The organism is Simplicispira sp. (genome assembly GCF_028687295.1).
Classification (GTDB): Bacteria; Pseudomonadota; Gammaproteobacteria; order Burkholderiales; family Burkholderiaceae_C; genus Simplicispira; species Simplicispira metamorpha.
This window is the reverse complement of sequence record NZ_JAQUAL010000030.1, coordinates 1-26631: the sequence shown is the minus strand read 5'-3', so window position 1 is coordinate 26631 and position 26631 is coordinate 1. Positions and strand designations below refer to the sequence as shown.

Annotated in this window: 24 protein-coding genes; 20 read left to right on the top strand and 4 right to left on the bottom strand. The window is 65.5% G+C overall.

Annotated features, from left to right (window positions below):
* Positions 1-275, bottom strand: a 275-nt coding sequence (locus PHX69_RS05540; protein WP_288042736.1) for a response regulator transcription factor, incomplete at its 3' end; no start/stop codon positions are given.
* A 77-nt stretch (positions 276-352) separates the two neighbouring features.
* Between PHX69_RS05540 and PHX69_RS05535 the strand changes: the two genes are divergently transcribed.
* Together PHX69_RS05535 and PHX69_RS05530 are read left to right on the top strand one after the other, a co-directional pair.
* The gene (locus tag PHX69_RS05535) at positions 353-1057 is read left to right on the top strand and encodes a response regulator (protein ID WP_288042734.1); all 705 of its coding nucleotides are present in this window, start codon (positions 353-355) and stop codon (positions 1055-1057) included.
* 11 nt (positions 1058-1068) lie between these two features.
* Positions 1069-1803: a response regulator gene (locus tag PHX69_RS05530; protein ID WP_288042733.1), complete on the top strand. Its 735-nt coding sequence runs from the start codon at positions 1069-1071 to the stop codon at positions 1801-1803.
* Between the two features lie 43 nt (positions 1804-1846).
* On the opposite strand, the gene PHX69_RS05525 is transcribed toward PHX69_RS05530, so the two are convergent.
* The 3 genes from PHX69_RS05525 to PHX69_RS05515 all read right to left on the bottom strand — a co-directional run bounded on the left by PHX69_RS05525 (position 1847) and on the right by PHX69_RS05515 (position 5041).
* Entirely contained in the window at positions 1847-3517 is a 1671-nt protein-coding gene (locus PHX69_RS05525) for a methyl-accepting chemotaxis protein (protein WP_288042732.1), read from the bottom strand.
* A 39-nt stretch (positions 3518-3556) separates the two neighbouring features.
* Positions 3557-4072: a chemotaxis protein CheW gene (locus PHX69_RS05520; protein ID WP_288042731.1), complete on the bottom strand. Its 516-nt coding sequence runs from the start codon at positions 4070-4072 to the stop codon at positions 3557-3559.
* Between the two features lie 429 nt (positions 4073-4501).
* Entirely contained in the window at positions 4502-5041 is a 540-nt protein-coding gene (locus PHX69_RS05515) for a DUF2799 domain-containing protein (protein ID WP_119013044.1), read from the bottom strand.
* Between the two features lie 180 nt (positions 5042-5221).
* On the opposite strand from PHX69_RS05515, the gene PHX69_RS05510 reads away from it, so the two are divergent.
* The 18 genes from PHX69_RS05510 to ftsA form a co-directional block, all read left to right on the top strand.
* A complete protein-coding gene (locus PHX69_RS05510) occupies positions 5222-6325 on the top strand; it encodes a CobW family GTP-binding protein (RefSeq protein WP_288042730.1) in 1104 nt (367 codons plus the stop codon).
* Between the two features lie 449 nt (positions 6326-6774).
* Entirely contained in the window at positions 6775-7272 is a 498-nt protein-coding gene (dksA, locus tag PHX69_RS05505; protein ID WP_241524920.1) for an RNA polymerase-binding protein DksA, read from the top strand.
* Positions 7273-7310: 38 nt separating this feature from the next.
* Positions 7311-9029 (top strand): STAS domain-containing protein, encoded by a 1719-nt coding sequence (locus PHX69_RS05500; RefSeq protein WP_288042729.1) that lies wholly within the window; start codon positions 7311-7313, stop codon positions 9027-9029.
* A gap of 60 nt (positions 9030-9089) precedes the next feature.
* The gene (gene hslV / locus PHX69_RS05495; protein WP_119013048.1) at positions 9090-9653 is read left to right on the top strand and encodes an ATP-dependent protease subunit HslV; all 564 of its coding nucleotides are present in this window, start codon (positions 9090-9092) and stop codon (positions 9651-9653) included.
* 135 nt (positions 9654-9788) lie between these two features.
* The gene (gene hslU, locus PHX69_RS05490; RefSeq protein WP_288042727.1) at positions 9789-11111 is read left to right on the top strand and encodes an ATP-dependent protease ATPase subunit HslU; all 1323 of its coding nucleotides are present in this window, start codon (positions 9789-9791) and stop codon (positions 11109-11111) included.
* Between the two features lie 153 nt (positions 11112-11264).
* A complete protein-coding gene (rsmH, locus tag PHX69_RS05485) occupies positions 11265-12197 on the top strand; it encodes a 16S rRNA (cytosine(1402)-N(4))-methyltransferase RsmH (RefSeq protein ID WP_119013050.1) in 933 nt (310 codons plus the stop codon).
* A 79-nt stretch (positions 12198-12276) separates the two neighbouring features.
* The gene (gene ftsL, locus PHX69_RS05480) at positions 12277-12597 is read left to right on the top strand and encodes a cell division protein FtsL (protein ID WP_119013051.1); all 321 of its coding nucleotides are present in this window, start codon (positions 12277-12279) and stop codon (positions 12595-12597) included.
* Entirely contained in the window at positions 12594-14339 is a 1746-nt protein-coding gene (locus PHX69_RS05475; protein ID WP_119013052.1) for a peptidoglycan D,D-transpeptidase FtsI family protein, read from the top strand. Before ftsL ends, PHX69_RS05475 begins: the two co-directional genes overlap by 4 nt.
* Positions 14330-15883 carry a UDP-N-acetylmuramoyl-L-alanyl-D-glutamate--2,6-diaminopimelate ligase gene (locus tag PHX69_RS05470; protein WP_288042741.1) on the top strand — a complete coding sequence of 518 codons (1554 nt, stop codon included), beginning with the start codon at positions 14330-14332 and terminating at the stop codon, positions 15881-15883. Before PHX69_RS05475 ends, PHX69_RS05470 begins: the two co-directional genes overlap by 10 nt.
* A 2-nt stretch (positions 15884-15885) precedes the next feature.
* Positions 15886-17322, top strand: a complete 1437-nt coding sequence (locus PHX69_RS05465; protein ID WP_288042739.1) for a UDP-N-acetylmuramoyl-tripeptide--D-alanyl-D-alanine ligase — start codon at positions 15886-15888, stop codon at positions 17320-17322.
* On the top strand, positions 17316-18494 hold the full coding sequence (gene mraY / locus PHX69_RS05460; protein WP_119013054.1) for a phospho-N-acetylmuramoyl-pentapeptide-transferase: 1179 nt from the start codon (positions 17316-17318) through the stop codon (positions 18492-18494). The genes PHX69_RS05465 and mraY overlap by 7 nt, the downstream gene beginning before the upstream one ends.
* On the top strand, positions 18491-20050 hold the full coding sequence (gene murD / locus PHX69_RS05455; protein ID WP_288042725.1) for a UDP-N-acetylmuramoyl-L-alanine--D-glutamate ligase: 1560 nt from the start codon (positions 18491-18493) through the stop codon (positions 20048-20050). The genes mraY and murD overlap by 4 nt, the downstream gene beginning before the upstream one ends.
* Before the next feature lie 14 nt (positions 20051-20064).
* Entirely contained in the window at positions 20065-21312 is a 1248-nt protein-coding gene (gene ftsW, locus PHX69_RS05450; RefSeq protein ID WP_288042738.1) for a putative lipid II flippase FtsW, read from the top strand.
* 79 nt (positions 21313-21391) lie between these two features.
* On the top strand, positions 21392-22456 hold the full coding sequence (murG, locus tag PHX69_RS05445; RefSeq protein WP_288042724.1) for an undecaprenyldiphospho-muramoylpentapeptide beta-N-acetylglucosaminyltransferase: 1065 nt from the start codon (positions 21392-21394) through the stop codon (positions 22454-22456).
* The gene (gene murC / locus PHX69_RS05440; protein ID WP_119013057.1) at positions 22453-23886 is read left to right on the top strand and encodes a UDP-N-acetylmuramate--L-alanine ligase; all 1434 of its coding nucleotides are present in this window, start codon (positions 22453-22455) and stop codon (positions 23884-23886) included. Before murG ends, murC begins: the two co-directional genes overlap by 4 nt.
* Entirely contained in the window at positions 23883-24881 is a 999-nt protein-coding gene (locus PHX69_RS05435; RefSeq protein WP_119013058.1) for a D-alanine--D-alanine ligase, read from the top strand. The genes murC and PHX69_RS05435 overlap by 4 nt, the downstream gene beginning before the upstream one ends.
* Positions 24878-25669: a cell division protein FtsQ/DivIB gene (locus tag PHX69_RS05430; RefSeq protein WP_119013098.1), complete on the top strand. Its 792-nt coding sequence runs from the start codon at positions 24878-24880 to the stop codon at positions 25667-25669. The genes PHX69_RS05435 and PHX69_RS05430 overlap by 4 nt, the downstream gene beginning before the upstream one ends.
* A gap of 31 nt (positions 25670-25700) precedes the next feature.
* Positions 25701-26631, top strand: a 931-nt coding sequence (ftsA, locus tag PHX69_RS05425; protein ID WP_288042722.1) for a cell division protein FtsA, incomplete at its 3' end; no start/stop codon positions are given.

The following is a 26631-nucleotide window of genomic DNA, read 5'->3' as shown; positions in this document are numbered from 1 at the left end:
ATGTCCTGGCTTTGTCCGCGTGCCGTGAGCAGTATCACCTGCGGCATGCCCAGGGAGGGGTCGCTTTTGACGAGGCGGCACAAGTCCAGGCCGTCCAGCTGGCCCGGCATCATGATGTCCAGCAGCAACAACTGCGGACGCAACTGCCGCACTGCTTCCAGGCCTTCGTCGGCGTTGACGGCCTCGTGGATTTCGTGGTTTTCAAATTCCAGGGTCATGCGGATTAGCCGACGGATGTCCGCATGGTCTTCGACGATCAAAATGCGCTGGGTCATGGTGGATGGCATGGGTTAATTTGAATTTATCAAATATATCATAATTACCATTGTTTGAAGTGATAGGATCCGATCCAATGAAAACAAGCTTGGCCATGACCCTGCCAGACGATTGCAGCACGCGCGATGTCGCACAGGTGCTGGGCTTGGCGGTGCGCTCTGTACAGCTCATGGTGGACCGGGGCGAACTGGAGGCCTGGAAAACACCCGGTGGCCACCGGCGCATTGCGCGGGCGTCGGTCGAGCGTTGGCTGGCCCAGCGCCAGGCAGGCGCTGTGGTGGCGCCTGGCGGGCCGCCGTTGCCTGACGGCGCAGTGGTGCCGGGTGCCGCCTCCCCCCCGGAAAAAGACCTGGGCCAGCGTGTTGCCCACAGCGGCAACCGCGCGGCACCGGCACACCCACAGCGCCAGCGTGTGCTGCTGATAGAGGATTCCACGCATTTCCAGACCCTGGTCAAGCTGCTGATGGCGCACAGCTTTCCCGAGGTCGATTTGCACGTGGCCGATGACGGTATCGTCGGTCTGGCCATGGCAGGCGAGTTGCAGCCCGATGTGCTCATCGTCGATATTTTGTTGCCCGGCATCGACGGCGCCACCCTGATTGCCCGGCTGCGTTCGCACCCCCAGTTCCAACGCAGCCGCCTGATCGTGGTGACGTCCCTGGAGCCCGAGCAGCGCGCTCCTTACGCTTTTGCGCTCGCTGGCCTGCCCGTGGTACACAAGCCCCGCCTGGTGCAAGAGTTGCCCGGTCTGCTGTCAGAGTGCCTGCGTTCGGTGGCTTGAAAGGGCGCCTTGTGACACCGCCGCGCGTACTGCTTCTGGAGGACGACCCGGCAGTCCGTCGTTTTGTGCAGATGGTGCTGGAGCCTTTGGATCTTGATCTGGTGCAGTGCGCCACCCTGGCCCAGGCGCGCCAAGCCGTTGAGGCTGCCGCCGTGCAACTGGTACTGACCGACCTGACGCTGCCCGACGGCTCTGGCCTGGATTGGTTGCAATGGCTACACGCCCGTGGGCCAGCGCCGGGTCTGGCCTGTCGCACCGTGGTGTTCAGTGGGGGCATTGACCCCGCCATGGAGCGCCAGTTGCAGGCATTGCAGGTCTGGCGCATCTTGCACAAGCCCGCATCGGTGGGGGCGCTGATGGAGTGTGTGGAGCAGGCGCTGGACAGTCTGGCCGAGGCAGCAGCCCCGCCGCCAGCCAGCGCCACGGCAGTCCCCGATCCTGTGACCGAATTCTTTGGCGGTAACCATGCGCTCTACCGTACCTACCGGGCGGCCTGCCTGGCCCAGTTTGCGCAGGATGTGTGCGCCGGAGACAGCGCGGTGCAGACCGGTGATGTGCAAGCGCTGCGGCGTGTGGCCCACAACCTCAAGTCGGTACTGACCATGCTGGGCGAGGCCCTGGCCGCGCAATGGGCGCGCCGTACCGAAGAATGCGCTGCCCAGGGGGCGTTGGAGCCCATGCAGCAAGGCTGGCAGCAGTTGCGCCAGCAGGTGCTGCAACTGGTGTCGGCGCCAGACGGCACGTGACCTTGGCGCTGGGTGCCGTGGGCACCCAACGCCAGGGGCTTGCTCAGTCGGCGCTGTAGGCCACAGCCACACTGGCCGCAGGCATGTGCGCCAGGCCGGATGGGCCTGTGCCTGCGCGCACCGAGGCTTTGGATGCCGTGGCGACACCGGCTTGTGCGCGGCCATGGGCGCGCTCCAGTTGAAACACCGACACCGTATCCACCAGCTCCTGGGCCTGCGTGTTCAGGCTGGCGGCAGCCGCTGCCATTTCCTCCACCAGTGCGGCGTTCTGCTGCGTGACCTGGTCCATCTGGGCCACGGCCTCGCCTACCTGGGCCACGCCCTGGCTTTGCTCGGTGCTGGCGGCGCTGATCTCTCCCATGATGTCGGTGACGCGGCGGATGGCGCCCACCACTTCGGCCATGGTCTGGCCTGCGCGGTCTACCAGGGCCGTGCCAGTTTCCACGCGCTCGACGCTGGCGCTGATCAGGTCTTTGATCTCCCGGGCGGCTTCGGCAGAGCGGCCTGCCAGGCTGCGCACCTCCGAGGCCACCACGGCAAAGCCCCGGCCTTGCTCGCCTGCGCGGGCCGCTTCCACTGCGGCGTTGAGCGCCAGGATGTTGGTCTGAAAAGCAATCGAGTCGATCACGCCAATGATGTCGGCGATCTTGGCCGAGCTGTCGTTGATGTCCTTCATGGTGCGCACCACGTCGGCCACGACCTCGCCGCCTTGCGTTGCGACGTTGGAGGCGCTTTGTGCCAGTTGGTTGGCCTGGCGCGCGTTGTCGGCGTTCTGGCGCACGGTGGAGTTGAGCTGCTCCATGGAGGCAGCCGTCTGTTGCAGCGCGCTGGCCTGGCTTTCGGTGCGGGCAGACAGGTCGCTGTTGCCTTGGGCAATTTGTTCGCTGGCGGTGGCCACGCTCCCGGAGCCGTCGCGCACCTTGCTCACCACCTGGGTGAGCGCGCTTTGCATCTCGGACAGCGCTTGCAGCAGCTGTGCGGTTTCGTTGGTGCCCGTGACCTCCATGCGGCGGCTCAGGTTGCCTGCTGCCACGGCATGGGCAAACTCCACTGCTTGGCGCAGCGGCCCGGTGATGGAGCGTTGCAGCAGGTGCGCGATGGCCACCGCTGCCGCCAATGCAATCGCCAGCACCAGAAGGGTGTAGGTCTCGATATCGCTGTGCGCCGTGGCGGAGTTTTCTTTGGCTTCCTGGGTCAGTGCCGCCTGAAAGTCAATGAAATGGTCCAGGCTGCCAAAGTAGGCCGTGCGGTGCGTGGACATTTGGTTCATCAGGATATTGCGGGCCGTTTCGATGTCGCCCGCCTGTGCCTTGGCATAGAAGTTGCCCAGATGGCTGGTGTAAGTAGCCCGCGCCTCCAGAACTTCCTTGAGCAGGGCTTTGCCCTTTTCGGAAGTGACCAGCCGTTCCAGCTCTTTGAAGGCTTGCGTGATTTTCTGGCGCCCGCTTTCTACGGCAGCTTGCTGGCGCTGAACGTTGTTTGGAGTGAAGTCGAGCATCAGATGGGTCAAGGCCAACTCGGTGCTCAGAATTTGTTCCTTGGTCTGGTGCAAGGTGCTGATTTTGGGCATCAAGTCATCGACGACAACATGGAAAGAGTCGTTGGCCCGTTGGGCCAGCACGATGGCTGTGGTGCCCATCCACACCATCAGCATGACCATAAAGCCAAATCCGAGTACCAGCCGGGTCGAGATTTTTACGTTGTTGTTGCGCATGGGGCGCCTCCTGTAGAAGAAAAAAGGGGCTTAGCCGCGTTAGGCGGGGGCTGCGGTGCCTTGGCTGGCTGCCAGGTATTGCTCGATGTCGAGCAGCAGGAGCGTGCGTTCGTCCACGCAGCCCAGTGCCAGCAGGTGCTCCGGGGCAAAGCCCGACTCCAGAGCGGGCACGGGGCGCATCTGTTCTGGCCGCAGCGACAGCACGTCAGAGACGCTGTCCACCACCAGACCCACCACGCGCTGGCCTACATTGACCACGATCACGACGGTGTGCGCGTCGTAGGTTGCCTGCGCCAGCTGGAGCCGCACGCGCAAGTCCATGAGGGGAACGATGGTGCCGCGCAGGTTCACCACGCCCAGCAGGTGGGCAGGGCCGTGGGGCAACAGGGTGGGTTTTTCGTAAGAGCGGATTTCCTGCACGCGCAGGATGTCCATGCCGTACTCCTCTTGACCCAGTTTGAAGGCCAAGAATGCGCAGAGGCGGGTGCTGTGGCTGGCCTGGGGTGCCGGGTGGACGCCAGGGGCGGTGGTTGCACTGCCTGGAGAGAGATTCATGACAAATGTATTAAATGTGTGGATTTTTGTAATTATATCAATTTAATCAATTTTTGAAACGCCTACCACATCAGAAAATGCGCTCGCGCAGCACCCGTGCTGCAAGGGCGTGTGCGTGGCTATGCCAAATGTCGGTGCAAACAAGCGCGCTCTACCGCGCGGTTCCCGGTGGTCGGGACGGGCTCAGGGCCGAGAAAAAGAGTGACGGAAGGGCGGGCGCGGCAGGGCGCGTGGTGCGCTCGGTTGGGGCGGTGCTTCGCTCCGGTGCAGGTGCCGGGGTTAGGTGGGGCGTGTGCGGTGGGAAATCGCTTCTTTTTTGATAGCTGCTAGCGCCCGTCCCCAGGGCGTTAGAGGCCAATTTGATTGCAGAAATACCTCTGCCAGGTGCCAGGCTGGCGCACGGGGCGCCGTGGCCTGTGGTGTGCCTGCTCAGGGGGCCAGGCGCTCTTGGTCTTGCAGCGTGCGGCGCAGGCGCGATTGCTCAAAGTCCAGGTAACGGATGCGGTCGCGGGCCTCGCGGCGCTGGCTTTCGGTGGTGTTCTTGTCTTGCAGGCGCTGCTCCTGGCGGCGGATTTCGCGCTCGTTGCTGTCCATGCTTTGCCGGGTGCGGTACACCTCCAGACCCGCGCGCAGGGCAAACTGAAAGCCCCCTTCCTGCGGGCGGCCCCGGCACATGTCCAGCTGCTGGCTGCGGCCCCGGGTGCCTTCGCTCCAGCCGGTGTAGGGCGTGCAGTAGCGCAGGATGCCTGTCTCCCAGCCTTGCTGGAAGCGTGCCGTATCGGGGCGCACGCCCACTTCGGCACAGTCCTGGGCGTATTCCCCCAGCTTTTGTTGCGCGCCATGGCCGGCGCTGCCGTCTTCCACGCCGACCTGGTACCAGTCGGCAACACGGCATTGATCAGGGGTCATGCTGGCGCAGCCCGACAGCAGAAGAAGCGCCACGGCAGCGGCAAGGGTGGGTTTTTTCATGGGCAAAGAAGTGCTCTAGGGGTAGGCCAATCAGGGTGTGCTGCTTTGGCGCAGCAATGTAGCCATTTCTTTGCGCCAGCGCCAGATATATGGCGCCACCGCTAAACTGCGACCTCGCTTTTTCCCTTTTCTGGCGTTCATGCCCTGCGGCAAGCGCCTTTTCGTGCAGGTGTCTCTCCCATGTCTCTTATCCCCGCCACCATCCTCACCGGCTTTCTGGGCTCGGGCAAAACGACGCTGCTCAAGCGCCTGTTGAGCGAGGCCCACGGCCAGAAGATTGCCGTGATCGAAAACGAGTTTGGCGAAGAAAACATCGACAACGATATTTTGGTGACCGAATCCAAAGAGCAGATCGTGCAGATGAGCAATGGCTGCATCTGCTGCACCATCCGCGAAGACCTGCGCGAGACGCTGCAACTGCTGGCTGCCAAACGCCGCAAAGGTCTGCTGGACTTTGACCGCATCGTCATCGAAACCACCGGCCTGGCCGACCCCGGCCCGGTGGCGCAAACCTTTTTCATGGATGAGGAAATCGCCGAGACCTACCTCATCGACTCCATCATCACGCTGGTGGACGCCAAGCACGCCCCCCAGCAGCTCAACGACCGCCAGGAAGCGCGCCGCCAGGTGGGTTTTGCCGACCAGATTTTTCTGTCCAAGACCGACCTGGTCAGCGCCGAGGAAACCGACGCCCTCATCCACCGCTTGAAGCACATGAACCCGCGCGCACCCATCAAGGCGGTGCATTTTGGCGAGGTGCCACTGAACGAGGTGCTGGACTTGCGCGGTTTCAACCTGAACGCCAAGCTCGATATCGACCCCGACTTCCTGAAAGACGAGGACGACCACAGCCACTGCGACCATGACCACGGCCATTGCGAGCACGGGCATGACCACCACGACCACCAGGGCCACGACCACGCGCATGGCGAGCACTGCAACCACCCCTCGCACCAGCACGGCCAGGGCCACCACCATCACCACGATGACGATGTGAAGAGCTTTGTCTACCGTGCCGAGCGTCCTTTCGATCCGGCCAAGCTGGAAGACTTTCTGGGCGCCATCGTCAATATTTATGGCCCGCGCATGCTGCGCTACAAGGGCGTGCTGCACATGGTGGGCACCGAGCGCAAGGTGATCTTCCAGGGCGTGCACCAGCTCATGGGCAGCGACCTGGGGCCGCAGTGGGCTGAAGGTGAGGCGCGCACCAGCAAGATGGTGTTCATCGGCATCGACCTGCCCCAGGACATCCTGTTGCAGGGATTGGAGCAGTGCCTTGCCTGAGCGTGTGCAGGGGGGTGTAATCCGGTCTGTGGGTATTGCGCCACGCAGCGGATTACAGCCATTGGGTGCCGATACAATCGCGCCCCGGTAAACACACGGGCTTACCACCCCATCGCCCGTCAGCCAGCCATCCGCGTGGCTGCGGGCCCGCCCGTACTGTGAGGAGACAGGAAGTGAAAGCCGAACCCAGCAAATCCCAGGCAGCCGCCAAGGCCCCCGCGAGCACAGCCAAGGCTGTGGCATCCAAGGTGCCAGCTGCGCCAGCTGTGAGAGCGGCCTCCAAGGCCGAGCCGAAGGCGGTGGCCACACCGTCTGTCAGCACGGTGCCTGCGCCAGGACAGGAGCCTGTGCGCAGTACCCGGCCTTCCTCCCGCCTGGCCCAATTGACCGTACCATCCATGGCGCAATCAGTGGCTTCTACTGGAGCCAAAGCGAGCTATACCAACACCATGCCCTCTACCATGCAAGTGTCGCCCCCCGCCGGGGCCGCAAAGAAAGACGCCAAACTGTCTGGCAACTGGAAAACCAAGTCCGTTGAAGAGCTGACCGACGCTGAAGTGCTGGCCATGCCAGACAGCGAGTACATGAACGACACGCAAATGGCTTTCTTCCGCCACAAGCTGGTATCGCTCAAGCAGGACATGCACAACAACGCCGGTGAAACCACCGAGCACCTGCGCGAAGACACCGTGGTAGTGCCCGACCCCGCCGACCGCGCCACCATTGAAGAAGAACACGCCCTGGAGCTGCGCACCCGCGACCGCGAGCGCAAGCTGCTGAAAAAAATCGAGCAATCCATTGCCCGCATTGACGCTGGCGACTACGGCTACTGCGATGAAACCGGCGAACCCATCGGCGTGGGGCGTCTGCTGGCGCGGCCTACAGCCACCCTGTCGCTGGAGGCGCAGCAGCGCCGTGAGTTGAAGCAAAAAATGTTTGGCGACTGACGCGCGGCTGAAAGCGGCGCACTTTCTGGTTCATTGCCATGAGCAAAGAAGAATCATCCCCTGGTGGCCTGCTCTCCAAGGTGGTGCGCTTTGTGCGCAACCCCACCGTCAACTGGACTGAGCTGGACACGCTGGAGAGTGACCGTGAGAGCCAGTACAGCAAGCAGATGCTCAAGGAGATGATCGAGCGCAAGCGCCGCAACGATTTTGTGCGCAAGCGGGAGTTCGATCAGTTGCGCAAACTGCGCCAGCGCGACGCCCTGGTCGGGCAGCGCGTGGAAGACCCCGTGGGTCGCGCCTCTTTCTTTCAAAGCAGTCTGACCTCACCCGATGACCGGGCGGTCACCATCAAAAAGATCGACGAGATCGAGGCCCAGATGTCCATGCAGTGGTGGCGTGGCAAACAGGGGGGCGACACCGCGCCCCTGGTGCCTACGTTGCCAGCGGGTCTGTCGCCGCGCAACACGGGCATGGCCGCCCTCTCGACTGCCTTTGCTCCCACCGCGCCCGCCTCCATGCCGTTGTCGCTGGAGCCGCAAGCGGCGGCGGAACCCTTGTTTGCCAATGACAGCATGGTCATCGCGGGCTTTGGTGGCGCAACATCACCCATGCTGGCGCCTGCCGAAGTCGAGGCACATGCCGACGCTTCTGCGCTGGCGTCGCCCGCTGCACGATCGGTGGTTGCCGTCGAAATGGAGGCATTTGTGCACGAACCCGACCTGGAAGAAGCTGCCATCCTGTTTGCCAACGCAGATTACGCGGGTGCCAGTGCCTGCCTGCTGGATGTGGTGGCGCAGCACCGCAACAGCCAGGGGGAGTCGCCCCTGGAAATCTGGATGACGCTGTTTGACCTGTACCGCGCCACCGGTCAGCAAGAAGGTTTTGACACCCTGGCCATTGAATTTGCTGCCTGCTTCGGGCGTTCGGCGCCGCTGTGGTTTTCCATCCCCGAGCAACTGGGCCTGGCCAGCAGCACCCCGGCCGCAGAGGCAGCTGCGGTGCGCCGCGATTTCAGCTGGAATGCGCCCTCCGCCATTGGCGTGCAGTCGGTGGCCGCGTTGCAGGCCTCGCTGGCCCGTGCCGCTTCGCCCTGGATGCTGGTCTGGAGCCGCCTGACGGTGATTGAAGAAGCCGCGCTGCCCGCGCTGGCGCAAGAGTTCAACCGCTGGGCCGATCAACAAGTACAACTGGTGTTTGTGGGGGCTGAGCGCTTGCAGGCGCTGTTGCAGGCACACACCCAGTCGGGCGATCGTGGCGGCAGCCCCGAGTGGTGGCGGCTGCGCATGGCGCTGCTGCGCTGCATGGGGCTGGGTGATGAGTTCGAGTTGGTGGCGCTGGACTATTGCGTTACCTATGAGGTGTCGCCGCCAGCCTGGCAGGTGCCGCGCTGCGGTTATCTGGATGCCGCAGAGGGCGATGGCGTATCGGCCGATTTGTTGGCCGCGCACCCGCCAGCCGCTCCGGACGCTGCGCCTGCCCCTGCCACCGTCGGGTTGTCGGGCCACATTGAAGGCGATGCCGATGCGTTCTTGCAAAACCTGGAGTCGCTGGCCAAGCCCGGTCAGCCCCTGGTGGTGCCATGCGACCGGCTGATTCGCATTGATTTTTCTGCCGCCGGTTCGGTGCTCAATTGGGCGGCAGCCCAGCAGGCGCAAAAGCGCGAAGTGCATTTCCAGAACCTGCACCGCGTGGTTGCCGTGTTTTTCAATGTGGTCGGCATCAATGAGCATGCCTGGGTGATTCCGCGCAAAAACTGATGCCGCCTGGCCCCGGTGGCTGCTTGTAAAGCACTGCCGCCACCCCTACCTTCTGCCGTTATGCAATCCACCAGCGATACCCCTGTTTTTCACGGCACCACCATCTTGAGCGTGCGCCGCCAGACGCCCGACGGCGTGCAGGTGGCCATTGGCGGCGATGGCCAAGTCACCCTGGGCCACATCGTGGTCAAAGGCACGGCGCGCAAAGTGCGCAAACTGCACCACGGCAAAGTGCTGGCCGGTTTTGCCGGTGCCACCGCCGACGCCTTCACGCTGTTCGAGCGCTTCGAAGCCAAGCTCGACAAACACCAGGGCCACCTCACGCGCGCTGCCATTGAACTGACCAAAGACTGGCGCACCGACCGCGTGCTGCGCCGCTTGGAAGCCATGTTGGCCGTGGCCGACCACAGCGCCAGCCTCATCATCACCGGCAACGGCGATGTGCTGGAGCCCGAGCAGGGCATTGTGGCCATTGGCTCGGGCGGTGCCTATGCGCACTCGGCGGCCAAGGCGCTCTTGACCAATACCGACCTGAGCGCCCAGGAGATCGTGAAAAAGTCGCTCGAAATTGCCGGTGAGCTGTGCATTTACACCAACATGCACCACACCATCGAGACGCTGTAACGCCGCGTGCGCTGTCCGGCAGGGCAAGGGGTGCCGCCAGTGCCCGTTCCGCCGGTTTTTTGCTACTGAATAAATAGCTGCTCACGCCCATCAGCAAAGGGTTGGAGCCGTTTTTGATCCTATAAAAGGTTTGCCATGTCGTCGATGACCCCCCAGGAAATTGTTTCCGAGCTGGACAAGCACATCGTGGGCCAGGCCAGTGCCAAACGTGCCGTGGCCATTGCGCTGCGCAACCGCTGGCGCCGCCAGCAGGTGGCCGAGCCGTTGCGCCACGAGATCACGCCCAAAAACATCCTCATGATCGGCCCCACCGGCGTGGGCAAGACCGAAATCGCCCGGCGCCTGGCACGCCTGGCCGATGCGCCCTTCATCAAGATCGAGGCCACCAAGTTCACCGAGGTGGGCTATGTGGGCAAAGACGTGGACGCCATCATCCGCGACCTGGCCGAAATCGCCGTCAAGCAAGAGCGCCAGGCGCAGGTGCAGCAGGTGCGTGTGCGCGCCGAGGACGCGGCGGAAGAGCGCATCCTCGATGTGCTCATTCCGCAAGCGCGCGTGCCCGGCAGTGAGCCACCCGCCGATAGCACCGCGCGCCAGGTGTTCCGCAAAAAGCTGCGCGAAGGCCAGCTGGACGACAAAGAGATCGAGATTGACGTGGCCGACGCCCGCCCGCAGGTCGAGATCATGGGCCCCCAGGGCATGGAAGAAATGGCCGAACAGCTGCGCAGCGTGCTCAGCCAGATGGGCCAGGACAAGCGGCGCACGCGCAAACTCAACATTGCCGAGGCGCGCAAGCTGCTGATTGACGAAGAAGCGGTCAAGCTGGTCAACGAAGAAGACATCAAAACCCGCGCCATCCAGAACGCCGAGCAAAACGGCATCGTCTTCATCGACGAGATCGACAAAGTGGCGGCACGCCAGGAAACCAGCGGCGCCGACGTCTCGCGCCAGGGCGTGCAGCGCGATTTGCTGCCGTTGGTGGAGGGCACCACGGTGTCCACCAAATACGGCATGGTCAAGACCGACCACATTTTGTTCATTGCCTCGGGCGCTTTTCACCTCTCCAAGCCCAGCGATTTGATCCCCGAGTTGCAGGGGCGTTTTCCCATCCGCGTGGAGCTGGAATCGCTGTCGGTGCAGGACTTTGAGGGCATCCTCACGCAGACGCACGCCTCGCTGGTCAAGCAGTACCAAGCGCTGCTGGCCACCGAGGGCGTGGCGCTGGAGTTTGTGCCCGAGGGCATCACGCGCCTGGCGCACATCGCTTTTGAGGTGAACGAGCGCACCGAAAACATTGGCGCCCGGCGCCTGTCCACGGTGATGGAGCGCCTGCTCGATGAGGTCAGCTTTGACGCTGCCCATCGCGCCGGCCAGACGCTGGTGGTGGATGCGGCCTACGTCGATGAGCGCCTCAAAGCCCTCAGCCAGGACGAGGACTTGTCGCGCTACATTCTCTGAGTGCCGGGGTGGCGGTGCGACAAAAGGTTTTTTATTGTTTTTTTATCTCTCGTTTGCACCGCTAACTGTTTGATTCCATTGGTATAAGCGCTTGCGCGTACGGGTCTGCCGACAGCAATTGCTGCTACAGTGCTTCTCTTTCCGAGACTTGCAGTGACTGACATCCTCCCCCATACCACCGTGCTGCTCGATGAAGCGGTTGATGCCCTGCTGGGCAACGCCTGCGAGGCGGCGCCGGGCAGCACCTGGATTGATGCCACCTTTGGCCGGGGCGGGCATTCGCGGCGAATACTCTCGCAGATGCCGCCAGGCCATCGTTTGCTGGCGTTCGACAAAGACCCCGAAGCCATCACCGAAGCAGCGCGCATCCTTGATGCGCGTTTTTCGATTCGCCACGAAGGTTTTCGCCACCTGGCCGATTTGCCCGCAGGCAGTGCCGCTGGGGTGCTGATGGATTTGGGCGTGAGCTCACCACAGATTGACAGCCCCGAGCGCGGCTTCAGCTTCCGTTTTGACGGCCCGCTGGACATGCGCATGGACACCACCCGGGGCCAGAGCGTGGCGCAGTGGCTGGCCCATGCCGATGTGGGGCAGATTGCCCAGGTGGTGCGCGACTACGGTGAAGAACGCTTTGCCGGCCCCATTGCCCGGGCCATTGTGGCGCGCCGCCAGGAGCGCGGCCCCCTGAGCACCACGGCAGAGCTGGCCGATCTGGTGGCCAGCGTGGTCAAGACGCGCGAGGCCGGGCAGAACCCTGCGACGCGCACGTTCCAGGCTTTGCGCATCTTCATCAACGGCGAACTGGACGAGTTGCAGCAAGCGCTGCAAGCTTGCCTGTCGGTGCTGCGTCCGGGCGGGCGGTTGGTGGTGATCAGTTTTCACTCGCTGGAAGACCGCATCGTCAAGCAGTTCATTGCCCAGCACTCCAAAGAAACGTATGACCGGCGCGCGCCGTTTGCGCCGCCGCAGGCCATGCGGCTACAGGCCCTGGAGCGTACCAAGCCCGGTGCGGCGGAAGTGGCTGCCAACCCGCGCGCGCGCAGTGCCGTGATGCGCGTGGCCGAGCGTACCCAGGTGCCCGCATGAGTGCTGGTGCCAGTGGTTGGGGCTACAGAACGCCCGCTGCGTTGCGCTGCATGGTCTGCGCCGGGAGCAAGGCGCGCGCATGACCCGGGTGAACATTTTCTTGCTGCTGCTGGTGCTGGTCAGCGCGATGTTCGTGGTGCGCACGCAGTATGAATCGCGCGTGCTCTATACCGCGCTGCACCGCGCCGATGCCGAGGCGCGGCGCCTGGAAACCGAGCACGAGCGCCTGCAAGTGGAAAAACGTGCCCAGGCCACGCCCTCGCGCGTGGAAGCCATGGCCCGTGACCAGCTGCACATGCGCACCGCCACCCCACCCATCACGCAATACGTGCAAGACCCCGCACCCATCGTGGCCCTGCCCACGACGCAGGGCGATGCCCCCGCCAGGAAGCAGCCATGAGCCGCAGCGTGCTCTACACGTCCAGCCCGCTGCTGGCGAGCAAAACGCCCGTGTGGCGCAGCAAGTTCATCGTGGCGCTGATTGCGCTGGGTTTTGTCGGGCTGGGCGCGCGCGCCGCCTATGTGCAGGTGCTGGACAACGCCTTCTTCCAGCGCCAGGGCGAGGTGCGCTTTGCCCGCACGTTGGAGCTGCCCGCCAACCGGGGCAAGATTTTGGACCGCAACGGGCTGATTCTGGCCTCCAGCGTGCCCGCGGCCAGCATCTGGGCCATTCCGGAAGACGTAGAGCAGGAAGACCCCGAGGTGCGCGCCAAGCTGCGCGAGCTGGCACGGCTCATGGACATGCCGCTGCCCGAATTGACCGCCAAGCTGGCCGATGAGGACAAGACCTTCGTCTGGGTCAAGCGCCAACTCGACTGGGACGTGGGCCAGAAAATCGCTGCGCTGGGTATCAAGGGCATCTACCAGCGCAAAGAATACAAGCGCCAGTACCCCGAGGGCGAGGCAGCTGCCCACGTGGTCGGCTTCACCAACGTCGAAGACCGGGGCCAGGAGGGCATGGAGCTGGCGTTCAACGACCTGCTGGCAGGCAAGGCCGGCTCGCGCCGCGTCATCAAAGACCGGCTGGGCCGCGTGGTCGAGGGCGTGGGCGAGGATGTACCGCCTCTGGATGGCCGCGACATGCAGCTGTCCATCGACAGCAAGGTGCAGTTTTTTGCCTACCAGAAGCTGCGCGACCAGGTGGCCAAGAGCCAAGCCAAGGCGGGCAGCGTGGTGGTGCTGGACGCCATCACCGGCGAGGTGCTGGCGCTGGCCAATTACCCCAGCTACGTGCCCGACAAGCGCAAAAACCTGACCGGCGAGCAACTGCGTAACCGCGCCATCACCGACACCTTCGAGCCCGGCTCGACCATGAAGCCGTTCACCATTGGCATTGCCCTGGAGAGCGGCCGTGTGAAGCCCGAAACGCCCATGGACACCTCGCCCGGGCGCCTGTCCATGGGCGGCTACACCATCTCGGACACACACAACTACGGCTTGTTGACTGTGGCGGGCGTGATCCAGAAGTCCAGCAACGTGGGCACGACCAAACTGGCCATGCAGATGTCTTCGCGTGAGATGTGGGAAACCTTCTCGGCGGCGGGCTTTGGGCAAAAGCCGCAGATCGCCTTTCCCGGTGCGGTCAGCGGGCGCCTGCGCCCCTACAAAACCTGGCGCCCGGTGGAGCAGGCCACCATGTCGTATGGCTACGGCCTCTCGGCCAGCCTGTTCCAGATGGCGCGCTCGTACACCGTGTTTGCGCACGACGGCAGCATCATCCCGGCCACCATGCTCAAAAGCACGCAGCCTGCGGTGGGCGTGCCGGTGTTTTCGCAGCGCACCGCCGATCAGGTGCGCAAGATGCTGGAGATGGCCGCAGGCCCCGGCGGCACCGGCCAGCGCGCGCAAACGCAGGGCTACTCGGTGGGCGGCAAGTCGGGCACGGCGCGCAAGCAGGTGGGCAAAAGCTATGCGGCGGGCAAATACCGCGCCTGGTTCACCGGCATGGCACCCATCGACAAGCCGCGCATCATCGTGGCCGTGATGGTCGATGAGCCCACCGTGGGCGGTGTGTACGGCGGTTTGGTGGCCGCGCCCGTGTTCAGCGAGGTGGTGCAGCAAACGCTGCGCATGATGGGCGTGCAGCCCGATATCGATGTCAAGCCGCAAATCGTGGCCAATCCCGTGGAGGAATCGCTGTGATACACACGCTGGCCCACAGCGCTGAAGCCGTGCAGTGGCTGCGCGCGCGCGTCACCGGCACGCTGCACACCGACAGCCGCCAGATACAACCGGGCGATGGCTTCATCGCCTGGCCCGGCGCCGCCACCGATGGCCGCGCCCATGTGCCAGATGCCCTGGCGCGCGGCGCCGTGGCCTGCCTGGTGGAGCGCGAGGGGGTCGAACCCTTTGGCCTGGCCGGAGAACACCTGGCCGCGCTGCCTGGCCTGAAATCCGCCACCGCCGACATCGCCGCGCAGTGGTTTGGCAGCCCCACCCAGGCGCTGGATGTGGTGGCCTTTACCGGCACCAACGGCAAAACCAGCAGCGCCTGGTGGCTGGCCGGGGCCTTGTCGGCACAGGCCGATGCGGGTGGTGCTGGTGTGCTCTTAAAAAGAGAGCTGCAAGCGCACGCCCCATGCGCCCTGGTGGGTACTTTGGGCATGGGAATTGTCCCCCACCTGGAAACCACTGGCATGACCACGCCCGACCCGGTGCGGCTGCAACGGGCGTTCCGGCAGTTTGCCGATGCGGGCGTGCGCACCTGCGCCATTGAGGCGTCCTCGATTGGCCTGGCCGAGCACCGCCTCACGGGCACGCGCATCCGCGTGGCCGTGTTGACCAACTTCACGCAAGACCACCTCGACTACCACGGCAGCATGGAGGCTTACTGGCAGGCCAAGGCCGCGCTGTTTTCCTGGCCCGGCTTGCAGGCGGCGGTGCTGAACATCGACGACCCGCATGGCGCGCAGTTGCACAGCACGCTGGCCCTGGCGCAACAGGCACAGCCCACGCCGCCGCTGGACTTGTGGAGCATCTCCATGCACCAAAGCGCCCGCCTGCGCGCGCAGGATGTGGTGTTTGCCGACGCGGGCCTGTGCTTCACGGTGGTCGAAGGCGCTGAACAACACCGGCTCCAAACGGCGGTGATTGGCGACTACAACGTCTCGAATTTGCTGGGCGTGCTGGCAGCCATGCGCGCCCTGGGCATCCCGCTGGCCAGCGCCGTGGCCGCCTGCGCTGCGCTGGAGCCCGTGCCTGGTCGCATGCAGCGCATTGCCACGCCGGGCCAGCCGCTGGTGGCCGTGGATTACGCCCACACCCCCGACGCCCTGGACCAAGCCCTGCGCGCCTTGCGCCCGCTGGCCCAGGCGCGCGGCGGTCGGCTGTGGTGCGTATTTGGCTGCGGCGGCGACCGCGACGCGGGCAAGCGCCCGCAAATGGGCGCCGCTGCGCAGCACCGCGCCGACTGCGTGGTCGTGACCAGCGACAACCCCCGCAGCGAGGCACCCGAGCACATCATTCACCAGATTCTGCAAGGCACCATCGCAGGCGATACCGTGTGGGTGGAACCCGACCGCGCCGCTGCCATCGGCCAGGCACTGGCCCAGGCCGACAGCGCCGATGTGGTGCTGATCGCTGGCAAAGGCCACGAGGATTACCAGGAAATGGCCGGTGTGCGCCGCCCGTTCTCCGACATGGCGCAGGCCCAGGCCGCGCTGCAACGCCGGGAGGCCCGCACATGACCATGATGACCCTGGCCCAGGCCTTTGGCTGGATCAGCGCACGCATTCCGCAGGCGCAACTGGTGGGTGCCGATGCCGGTGCGCTGCCGATGGTGCGCGTTCACACCGACACCCGCACGCTGGCGCCCGGCGATTTGTTTGTCGCCCTGAAAGGCGAGCGCTTTGATGCCAATGCCTTTTTGTCGCAGGCGCGCGAGGCGGGCGCCGTGGCCGCTATCGCCCACGGTGGCCTGCTGGATGCGGGCTTGCCCGGCGTCACCGTGCCCGACACCCTGGCTGCGCTGGGCGCCCTGGCCGCTGGTTGGCGCAGCCAGTTCAGCCTGCCGCTGATCGGCGTGACTGGCAGCAACGGCAAAACCACGGTGACGCAGATGATCGCGTCCATCCTGCGCGCCCACGCGGGCGAGGCCGCGTGGGCCACGCAGGGCAACCTGAACAACGCCATCGGAGTGCCACACACGCTGCTGGGCCTGCGCAGCGCGCACCGCATCGCCGTGGTCGAGCTGGGCATGAACCACCCCGGCGAAATCGCCCAGCTGGCCGACATGGCCCGGCCCACCGTGGCGTTGGTGAACAACGCCCAGCGTGAGCACCTCGAATTCATGCACACCGTGCAGGCCGTGGCCGAAGAAAACGGCGCCGTGCTGGCGGCTTTGCCTGCCGATGGCGTGGCCGTGTTCCCGCACGACGATGCCTACACCCCGCTGTGGCGCCGCTTGGCCGGTGCGCGCCGCTGCTTGAGCTTTGGCAGCGCCGGCGCCGATGTGCAGGCCACCCAGGCGCACTGGCAGGGCGATGCCTGGCAGGTGCGCATGCACACGCCCCAGGGCGATCTGGCCTGTGCGCTGCACATTGCCGGCCAGCACAACGTGCGCAACGCGCTGGCGGCCACGGCCTGCGCGCTGGCCGCCGGGGTGCCACTGGCCGCCATCGCCCAGGGCCTGAGCGCCTTTGTGCCGGTCAAAGGGCGCTCGCGGGCGCTGGCTGTGGCGCAGGGCAACCGCCAGATCACCGTGGTGGACGACAGCTACAACGCCAACCCCGACTCGGTGCGCGCCGCCATCGACGTGCTGGCCGCTCTGCCCGGCCCGCGCCTGCTGGTGCTGGGCGACATGGGCGAGGTCGGCGCGCAGGGGCCGCAGTTCCATGCCGAAGCCGGGCAGCACGCCCAGGCCTGCGGCATTGAGCACCTGTTTGCGCTGGGCGCGCAGTGTGCCCACGCCGCCGCCGCTTTTGCGGGCGCGCGGCATTTTGACAACATGGCGCAGCTGCAAGCGGCAGTGCGCGAGGCGCTGCCCACGGTGGGCAGCGTGCTGGTAAAAGGATCGCGGTTCATGAAGATGGAGCAAGTGCTGGAGGCCATCGTGCCTGCCACGCCCACCCCCGGTAACACCCCCGTGCAGGAGGCCGCCACCGGCGCCTTGCGTGCGCCATGCTGATCTGGCTGGCCCAGTGGCTGCAAAGCCTGTCGCCCGAGTTCGGTTTTTTCCGCGTCTTCCAGTATTTGACGTTCCGCGCCGTGATGGCCGCATTGACGGCGCTGCTCATCGGCCTGGTGGCGGGCCCGCGCGTCATCCGGCGCCTGACCGAGCTGAAAATCGGCCAGCCCATCCGCACCGATGGCATGGAAACGCACCACGTCAAAAGCGGCACGCCCACCATGGGCGGCGTGCTCATCCTGGCTGCGCTGTCGATTTCCACGCTGCTGTGGTTTGACCTGTCCAACCGCTTTGTCTGGATTGTGCTGGTGGTCACGCTGGGCTTTGGCGCCATCGGCTGGGCCGATGACTGGCGCAAGGTGGTCAACAAAGACCCCAACGGCATGCGCTCGCGCGAGAAATACATGTGGCAGTCCCTCATCGGGCTGCTGGCGGCGCTGTACCTGGTGTTCAGCATCTCCGAGAGCAACAACTACAAGGTGCTGGAGCTGTTTGTGTCGTGGGTGCGCTCGGGCTTTGATGTGAACCTGCCCACCCAGGCGGGCCTGCTGCTGCCGTTCTTCAAGGAAGTGAGCTACCCGCTGGGCGTGCTGGGCTTTGTCATCATGACCTACCTGGTGATTGTGGGTGCCAGCAACGCCGTCAACCTGACCGATGGGCTTGATGGCCTGGCCATCATGCCGGTGGTCATGGTGGGCTCGGCGCTGGGGGTGTTTGCCTATGTCACGGGCAACGTGGTGTATGCCAAATACCTGTTTTTGCCGCACATTCCGGGCGCGGGCGAGCTGCTGATTTTCTGCTCGGCCATGGCCGGTGCCGGGCTGGCGTTTTTGTGGTTCAACACCTACCCCGCGCAGGTGTTCATGGGCGACGTGGGCGCGCTGGCGCTGGGCGGCGCGCTGGGCACCATCGCCGTGATCGTGCGCCAGGAGATCGTGCTGGCCATCATGGGCGGCATTTTTGTGGTCGAGGCGCTGTCGGTGATGGCGCAGGTGGCCTGGTTCAAATACACCAAGCGCCGCTACGGCGAAGGCCGCCGTCTGCTGAAAATGGCACCCTTGCACCACCACTTTGAAAAGAGCGGCTGGAAAGAGACGCAGGTGGTGGTGCGTTTCTGGATCATCACCATGCTGCTGTGCCTGGTGGGCCTGTCGACCCTGAAGCTGCGATGAACTCCTTGCAAGACCAATCTGTCCTGATTCTGGGGCTGGGCGCTTCGGGCCTGGCCATGGCGCGCTGGTGCGTGCGCTGCGGCGCGCAGGTCACGGTGGCCGATACGCGTGCCCAACCGCCGCAGCTGGCCGTATTGCAGCAAGAGCTGCCGCAGGTGCGCTTTGTGCCCGGTGCCTTCGATGCCAGCCTGGTCCAGGGCCAGCCGCTGCACGCGGTGTACCGCTCGCCGGGGTTGAGTCCCGAGACAATTGCTCCTGTATTGATAGCTGCTAGCGCCCGCCACATCAGCGTTGGAGGCGAATTAAGCTTGTTTTTTGGCGCCTTGCAGGCGCTGGGTGCGGCGCACAGCGCGGACGCCAGCGCAGAGGCTGCCCCGGCGCCCGCCTATGCGCCCAAGGTGCTGGCCATTACCGGCACCAATGGCAAAACCACCGTCACGTCGCTCACGGGCCAGCTCGTCGAGCGCGCGGGCAAAACCGTGGCCGTGGCGGGCAACATCGGCCCGACGCTGCTTGATACCCTGGCCCAACGGCTCGATGCCGGCGATCTGCCCGAAGTGTGGGTGCTGGAGCTGTCCAGCTTCCAGCTCGATGGCATCACGGGCTTTGAGCCCACGGCGGCCACGGTGCTCAACGTCACGCAAGACCACCTCGACTGGCACGGCAGCATGGCCGCCTACGCGGCGGCCAAAGCGCGCATTTTTGGCACGCAAGGGCTGATGGTGCTCAACCGCGAAGACCCCGAGGTGATGGCCATGCTGCCGCCACCCGCCCGCGTCAAGCTGCAAAAACCGCAGCAGCGAGCGCACATCACCTTTGGCGGTGACATGCCCCGGCGCCCCGGCGACTTCGGTATCGACACCGTCGGCGGCATGGCCTGGCTGGTGCGTGCCCTCGAAGCCGATGAAACCCGCAAGCGCGTGCGCGGCGCTGAAGCCGAGGAAGAACTGCACATCCAGCGCCTGATGCCCGCCGATGCGCTGCGCATCCGGGGCCGCCACAACGCCATCAACGCCCTGGCCGCGCTGGCGCTGGCCCAGGCGGCGGGCTGCCCGCTGGCGCCCATGCTTTACGGTTTGCGCGAATACCGGGGCGAACCCCACCGCGTCGAGCCCGTGGGCCGCGTCAACGACATCGAATACTTTGACGACAGCAAAGGCACCAACGTGGGCGCCACCGTGGCCGCGCTCACCGGCCTGGGCGTCGAGCGCCGCCTGGTCTTGATTCTGGGCGGCGATGGCAAGGGCCAGGACTTTGCCCCGCTGGCCGCGCCCGTGGCCCGCCATGTGCGCGCCGTCGTGCTCATGGGCCGCGATGCGCCGCTGATCCGCGCCGCGCTGCAAGGCACCGGTGTGCCCCTGCTGGACGCGCCCAGCCTGCCCGACGCCGTGCAGCTGGCCACCGCGCGCGCCCACGCGGGCGACGCTGTGCTGATGTCGCCCGCCTGCGCCAGTTTTGACATGTTCACCGGCTACGAGCACCGCGCGCAGGTGTTTTGCGCCGCTGTGCAGGCGCTGGCCGACAACGCCGGTCAGGCGCTGGAGGGGCAGTCGTGAGCGGGCGCGCTGGTGTGGCGCAGCGCCTGGGCGATTGGTGGGCGGGCCTGTCCAGTGCTGGCGGCGACGGCCTGCCGGTGCGCGCTGGCGGCATGGAATACCGCCGCACCGCCTCCACCCCCGCCAGCGTGCTGGGTTTTGACCAGGCCCTGGTCTGGGTCGTGGTGGCGCTGCTGGCCTGGGGCACGGTGATGGTCTATTCCGCCTCCATCGCCTTGCCCGACAACCCGCGCTTTGGCAAGATTGCGCCCACGCATTTTCTGGTGCGCCACATCTTTGCCCTGGTGATGGCGTTTGTGGCGGCGCTGCTGGCGTTCCAGGTGCCCATGGCGCTGTGGGAGCGCCATGCCCGGGGGCTGTTTTTGCTGTCGCTGTTTTTGCTGATCTTGGTGCTGGTGCCGCACGTGGGCACGGTGGTCAATGGCGCGCGGCGCTGGCTCAGCCTGGGCGTCATGAATTTCCAGCCCTCCGAGCTGGCCAAGTTTGCCGTGCTGATCTATGCCGCTGACTACATGGTGCGCAAGATGGAGGTCAAAGAGCGCTTCTTCCGCGCCGTGCTGCCCATGGGCGCCGCCGTGGCCGTGGTCGGGGCGCTGCTGCTGGCCGAGCCTGACATGGGCGCTTTCATGGTGATTGCCGTGATCGCCATGGGCATTTTGTTTCTGGGCGGCGTCAACGCGCGCATGTTCTTTTTGATTGCCTTCATCCTGGTGCTGGCCTTTGCCGCCATGGTGTGGTTCTCTGACTGGCGGCGCGAGCGCATTTTTGCCTACCTCGACCCCTGGAGCGAAAAGCACGCGCTGGGCAAGGGCTACCAGCTCTCGCACTCGCTGATCGCCATTGGCCGGGGCGAGGTTTTTGGCGTGGGCCTGGGCGGCAGCGTCGAAAAGCTGCACTGGCTGCCCGAGGCGCACACCGACTTTTTGCTGGCTGTGATCGGTGAGGAGTTCGGTCTGGTGGGCGTGATCGCGCTGATCGTGCTGTTCTTCTGGATGGTGCGGCGCATCATGCACATTGGCCGCCAGGCGATTGCGCTGGACCGCGTTTTTGCCGGTTTGGTGGCGCAGGGCGTGGCCATGTGGATGGGGTTCCAGGCCTTTATCAACATGGGCGTGAACCTGGGCGCGCTGCCCACCAAGGGGCTGACGCTGCCGCTGATGAGCTTTGGCGGCTCGGCCATTTTGATGAACCTGGTGGCGATTGCGGTGGTGCTGCGCGTGGATTATGAAAACAAGCTGCTCATGCGTGGAGGCCACGCATGAGCAGCTTGTTTCAGCAAAACAAATGCCGCATTGCGCCAGCAATGCCAGGCGCGCAGCGCCTGATGAGAGGAGGCCACGCATGAAGCAAAAAACCGCGCTCATCATGGCGGGCGGCACCGGCGGGCATATCTTCCCCGGGCTGGCCGTGGCCCAGGCGCTGCGCGAACGCGGCTGGCGCGTGCACTGGCTGGGTGCGCCGGGCAGCATGGAGTCGCGCATCGTGCCTGCGCAGGGCTTTGCGCTGGAAACCATTGATTTCTCCGGCGTGCGTGGCAAGGGCTTGAAAACCCTGGCCTTGCTGCCCTGGCGTTTGGCGCGCGCTTTCTGGCAGGCACGCCAGGTGGTGCGCCGGGTGCGACCCGACGTGGTGGTGGGCCTGGGCGGCTACATCAGCTTTCCGGGCGGCGCCATGGCCCGGCTGGCGGGCGTGCCGCTGGTGCTGCACGAGCAAAACTCGGTCGCTGGCATGGCCAACAAGCTGCTGGCGCGCATCGCCAGCCGGGTGTTTACGGCGTTTCCGGGCGCGCTGCCCCAAGGCCAGTGGGTGGGCAACCCCTTGCGCGCGGCCTTCTTGCAGCAAGCCGCCCCAGAGCAGCGTTTTGCCGGGCGCACAGGCCCCTTGCGCCTGCTGGTGGTGGGCGGCAGCCTGGGCGCGCGTGCGCTGAACGAAATCGTGCCCCAGGCGCTGGCTTTGATTCCTGCCGGCCAGCGCCCGCTGGTCACGCACCAAAGCGGCGCGGCGCAAATCGAGGCGCTGCGTGCCCATTACCACGCCGCCGGTGTGCAGGCCGAACTCACGCCCTTCATTGACGACACGGCCAGCGCCTTTGCCCAGGCCGACGTGGTGGTGTGCCGCGCTGGCGCCAGCACCGTGACCGAACTGGCCGCCGTGGGCGCTGCCGCCGTCTTTGTGCCGTTCCCGGCGGCGGTGGACGACCACCAAACCGCCAACGCCCAGTTTCTGGTGCAGGCCGGGGGCGGCTGGCTGGTGCAACAGCGTGATCTCACCCCCGAAGGGTTGGCAAAAATGCTACAAAATATGGAGCGGCCCGCGCTTTTGCAGCGGGCGCTGAAGGCCAAAAACATGCAAAAAATACACGCCACCGATGCGGTGGTTGCTGCCTGCGAAGAACTGAGCGCATGAAACACGCCATCCACCACATCCATTTCGTCGGCATCGGCGGTGCGGGCATGAGCGGCATCGCCGAGGTGCTGCACAACCTGGGCTACACCATTTCGGGCTCTGATCTGGCCGACAGCGCCACGCTGCGCCGCTTGCAGGCACTGGGCATTGCCACCCACCTGGGCCACGCAGCGGCGCACATCGCCGGGGCCAATGCCGTGGTCACGTCCACCGCCGTGCAGCCCGACAACCCCGAAGTGCTGGCTGCGCGCGCGCAAAAAATCCCCGTGGTGCCGCGCGCCCTGATGCTGGCCGAGCTGATGCGCATGAAGCAGGGCATTGCCATTGCGGGCGCGCACGGCAAGACCACCACCACCAGCCTGGTCACCAGCGTGCTGGCCGAGGCCGGGCTGGACCCCACCTTCGTCATTGGCGGCAAGCTCAACAGCGCCGGGGCCAATGCCAAGCTGGGCCAGGGCGAGTACATCGTGGTCGAGGCCGATGAATCGGATGCGTCGTTCCTGAACCTGCTGCCCGTGATGGCCGTGGTCACCAACATCGACGCCGACCACATGGAAACCTACGGCCATGACTTTGGCCGCCTGAAGAAAGCCTTTGTCGATTTTCTGCACCGCATGCCGTTCTATGGCACGGCAGTGCTGTGCCTGGACAGCCCGGCCGTGCGCGACATCGTGCCCGAGGTCACCTGCCCCATCACCAGCTACGGCTTTGCCGAAGACGCCCAGGTGCGCGCCATTGACGTGCGCGCGCAGGCTGGCCAGATGCACTTCACGGTGCAGCGGCGCAACGGCGTCACCCTGCCCGACCTGGAGGTGGTGCTCAACCTGGCGGGCGAGCACAACGTGCTCAACGCCCTGGCCGCCATCGCCATTGCCGTCGAGCTGAACATCCCCGACGAGGCCGTGCTGCGCGCCCTGGCCCACTTCAAAGGCGTGGGGCGGCGTTTTCAGCGCTACGGCGAATTGCCCGCCAAAGACGGTGGCCAGTTCACCCTGATTGACGATTACGGCCACCACCCCGTGGAGATGGCCGCTACGCTGGCGGCAGCGCGCGGCGCGTTTCCGGGGCGGCGCCTGGTGCTGGCCTTCCAGCCGCACCGCTACACCCGCACACGCGACTGCTTCGAAGATTTCGTCAAGGTCATTGGCGGTGCCGACGCCGTGCTGCTCACCGAGGTCTATGCCGCCGGTGAGGCGCCCATCGTCGCTGCCGATGGCCGCGCCCTGGCGCGCAGCCTGCGCGTGGCGGGCCGGGTCGAGCCGGTGTTTGTCGATGAGGTGGCCGCGCTGCCGCAGGCGGTGGCCGACCTGGTGCAGGACGGCGATGTGGTGCTGTGCATGGGCGCGGGCACCATCGGGGCGGTGGCAGGCAAGGTGGTTGATTTGCTACAAAATAGTGAGCTGGTTGCGCAGGATGGACGGGCGTTATGAGCCAATTTGATTCAAAAATAGATGTGCAGGCCCTGGGTAAAGTGGCCGTGTTGATGGGCGGCAGCTCTGCCGAGCGCGAGGTCTCGCTGATGTCGGGCGCGGGCGTGTTGCAGGCGCTGCGCTCGCGCGGCGTCGATGCCCACGCTTTCGACCCCGCCCAGCAGGACTTGGGCGAGCTGCGCCGCCAGGGCTTTGCCCGCTGCTTTATCGCGCTGCATGGCCGCCACGGCGAAGACGGCACGGTGCAGGGCGCGCTCGAATTGCTGGGCATTCCCTACACCGGCCCGGGCGTGATGGCGTCCAGCATCGCCATGGACAAAATCATGACCAAGCGCATCTGGCGCTTTGAAGGGCTGCCCACGCCCGACTGGCGCCTGGTCTCCAGTGCCGACGACACGGTGGCTGCCTTGGCCGCCCTGGGCGCGCCCATGATCGTCAAGCCTGCGCGCGAGGGTTCGACCATCGGCCTGACCAAGGTGACGGACGCCGCGCAGTGCGCCCAGGCCTACGAACTGGCCTCGCGCTACGACCCCGAGGTGCTGTGCGAGCAGTTCATCGAAGGCGATGAGACCACCTGCCCCATCCTGGGCGAAGGCGCCAGCGCCCACGCCCTGCCGGTGATCCGCATCGTCGCCCCCCAGGGCAACTACGACTACGAGCACAAATACTTCACCGACGACACCCAGTACCACTGCCCCAGCGGCCTGCCCGAGGCCGAGGAGCGTGCCATCCAGGCGCTGGTGGTGCAGGCCTTTCGCACGCTGGGCTGCCGGGGCTGGGCGCGTGCCGACATCATGATCCGCGCCTCTGACCGCCAGCCGTTCTTGCTGGAGATCAACACCTCGCCGGGCATGACCGGGCACTCGCTGGTGCCGATGTCGGCGCGCGCGCTGGGCATTAGCTATGAAGACCTGTGCCTGCGCCTGCTGGCCAGCGCCACCCTGGATACCCCGCCCGGTGCCTGCACGGGCGCCGCCCCCGGATGCGCCGCATGACGGACACGCTGCCCGCGCCACTGGACGTGCGGCTCATGAACCAGACCGCTTCGGTCTTGTTCATGGCCTGTGTCGTGCTGGTGCTGGCAGCCAGCGTCTGGTGGGCGCTGCGCCACCCGGCGTTTGCCATCGGGCGCATCGTGGTCGAGGGCGACCTGGTACACAACAACGCCGTGACGTTGCGCGCCAACGTGGCGCCGCAGCTGGTGGGCAACTTTTTCACCATCGACCTGCGCACCGCGCGCGAGGCTTTTGAGCAGGCCCCCTGGGTGCGCAGCGCCCAGGTGCGCCGCCAATACCCCCGCACGCTGCATGTGGTGTTGCAAGAACACAACGCCGTGGCGCACTGGGGCCCCGACACCGGATTGGCCATGGTCAACAGCTATGGCGAGGTGTTCGAGGCCAGCGCCGACGACGCCGAGGACGATGATCTGCCCCGTTTGCAAGGGCCACAAGGGCAGTCGGCCCAGGTGCTACAGATGTACGGGCTGCTGCAATCGGCCTTTGGCACGCTCGGTATGCCCGTGAAGGCGCTGGAGTTGTCGGGGCGGGGTGGTTGGCGCGCTACGCTCGGTGGCGGTGCCGTGGTGGAACTGGGCGGGGGGGCCGTCTCCGACGTGGAGCGGCGCGCCAAGGGTTTCGTAGGTACGCTTACGCAGGTGGCCGCGCAGTATGGGCGCAAACCCGACGCGCTGGAATCGGCCGATTTGCGCCACGCGGGTGGTTATGCGGTGCGCCTGCGTGGCGTGACGACGGTGGCGCCGGGCGCTGCGGCAGTGCGCCGCTGAGCGGCACAGACAATAAAAGGCAGACACGGATATGGCAAGAGAATACAAAGATGTGGTGGTAGGTCTGGACATCGGCACCGCCAAGATCATGGCGGTGGTGGCCGAGGTGCTGCCCAATGGCCAGCTCAAGCTCGCTGGCCTGGGCGTGGCGCCCAGCCACGGCTTGAAGCGCGGCGTGGTGGTGAACATCGACGCCACGGTGCAAAGCATCCAGCAGGCGCTCAAAGAGGCCGAGTTGATGGCCGATTGCAAGATCCAGCGCGTGTACACGGGCATCACCGGCAGCCACATCCGGGGCATGAACTCCAGCGGCATGGTGGCCGTGAAAGACAAAGAGGTCACGCCCGCTGACGTGGCCCGCGTGGTCGAGACGGCCAAGGCCATCAACATCTCCAGCGACCAGCGCCTGTTGCTGGTGGAGCCGCAGGAATTCGTGATCGACGGGCAGGACGTGAAGGAGCCCATCGGCATGAGCGGCATCCGCCTGGAGGCCAACATCCACATCGTCACGGGTGCGCAAAGCGCGGCCGAGAACATCATCAAGTGCGTGCGCCGCTGCGGCCTGGAGGTCGAGCAGCTCATGCTCAACCCGCTGGCCAGCAGCCAGGCCGTGCTGACTGACGACGAGCGCGAGCTGGGCGTGGCCGTGGTCGATATCGGCGCGGGCACCACCGATGTGGCCATCTTCACGGGGGGCGCCATTCGCCACACGGCGGTCATCCCTGCTGCGGGCGACCTCATCACCAGCGACATCGCCATGGCGCTGCGCACCCCCACCAAGGACGCCGAGGACATCAAGGTCGAGAGCGGCTACGCCAAGCAACTGCTGGCCGATCCGGACGCGCAGGTCGAAGTGCCTGGCCTGGGCGACCGCGGCCCGCGCATGCTCAGCCGCCAGGTGCTGGCCGGGGTGATCGAGCCGCGCGTGGAAGAAATCTTCTCGCTGGTGCAGCAGGTGATTC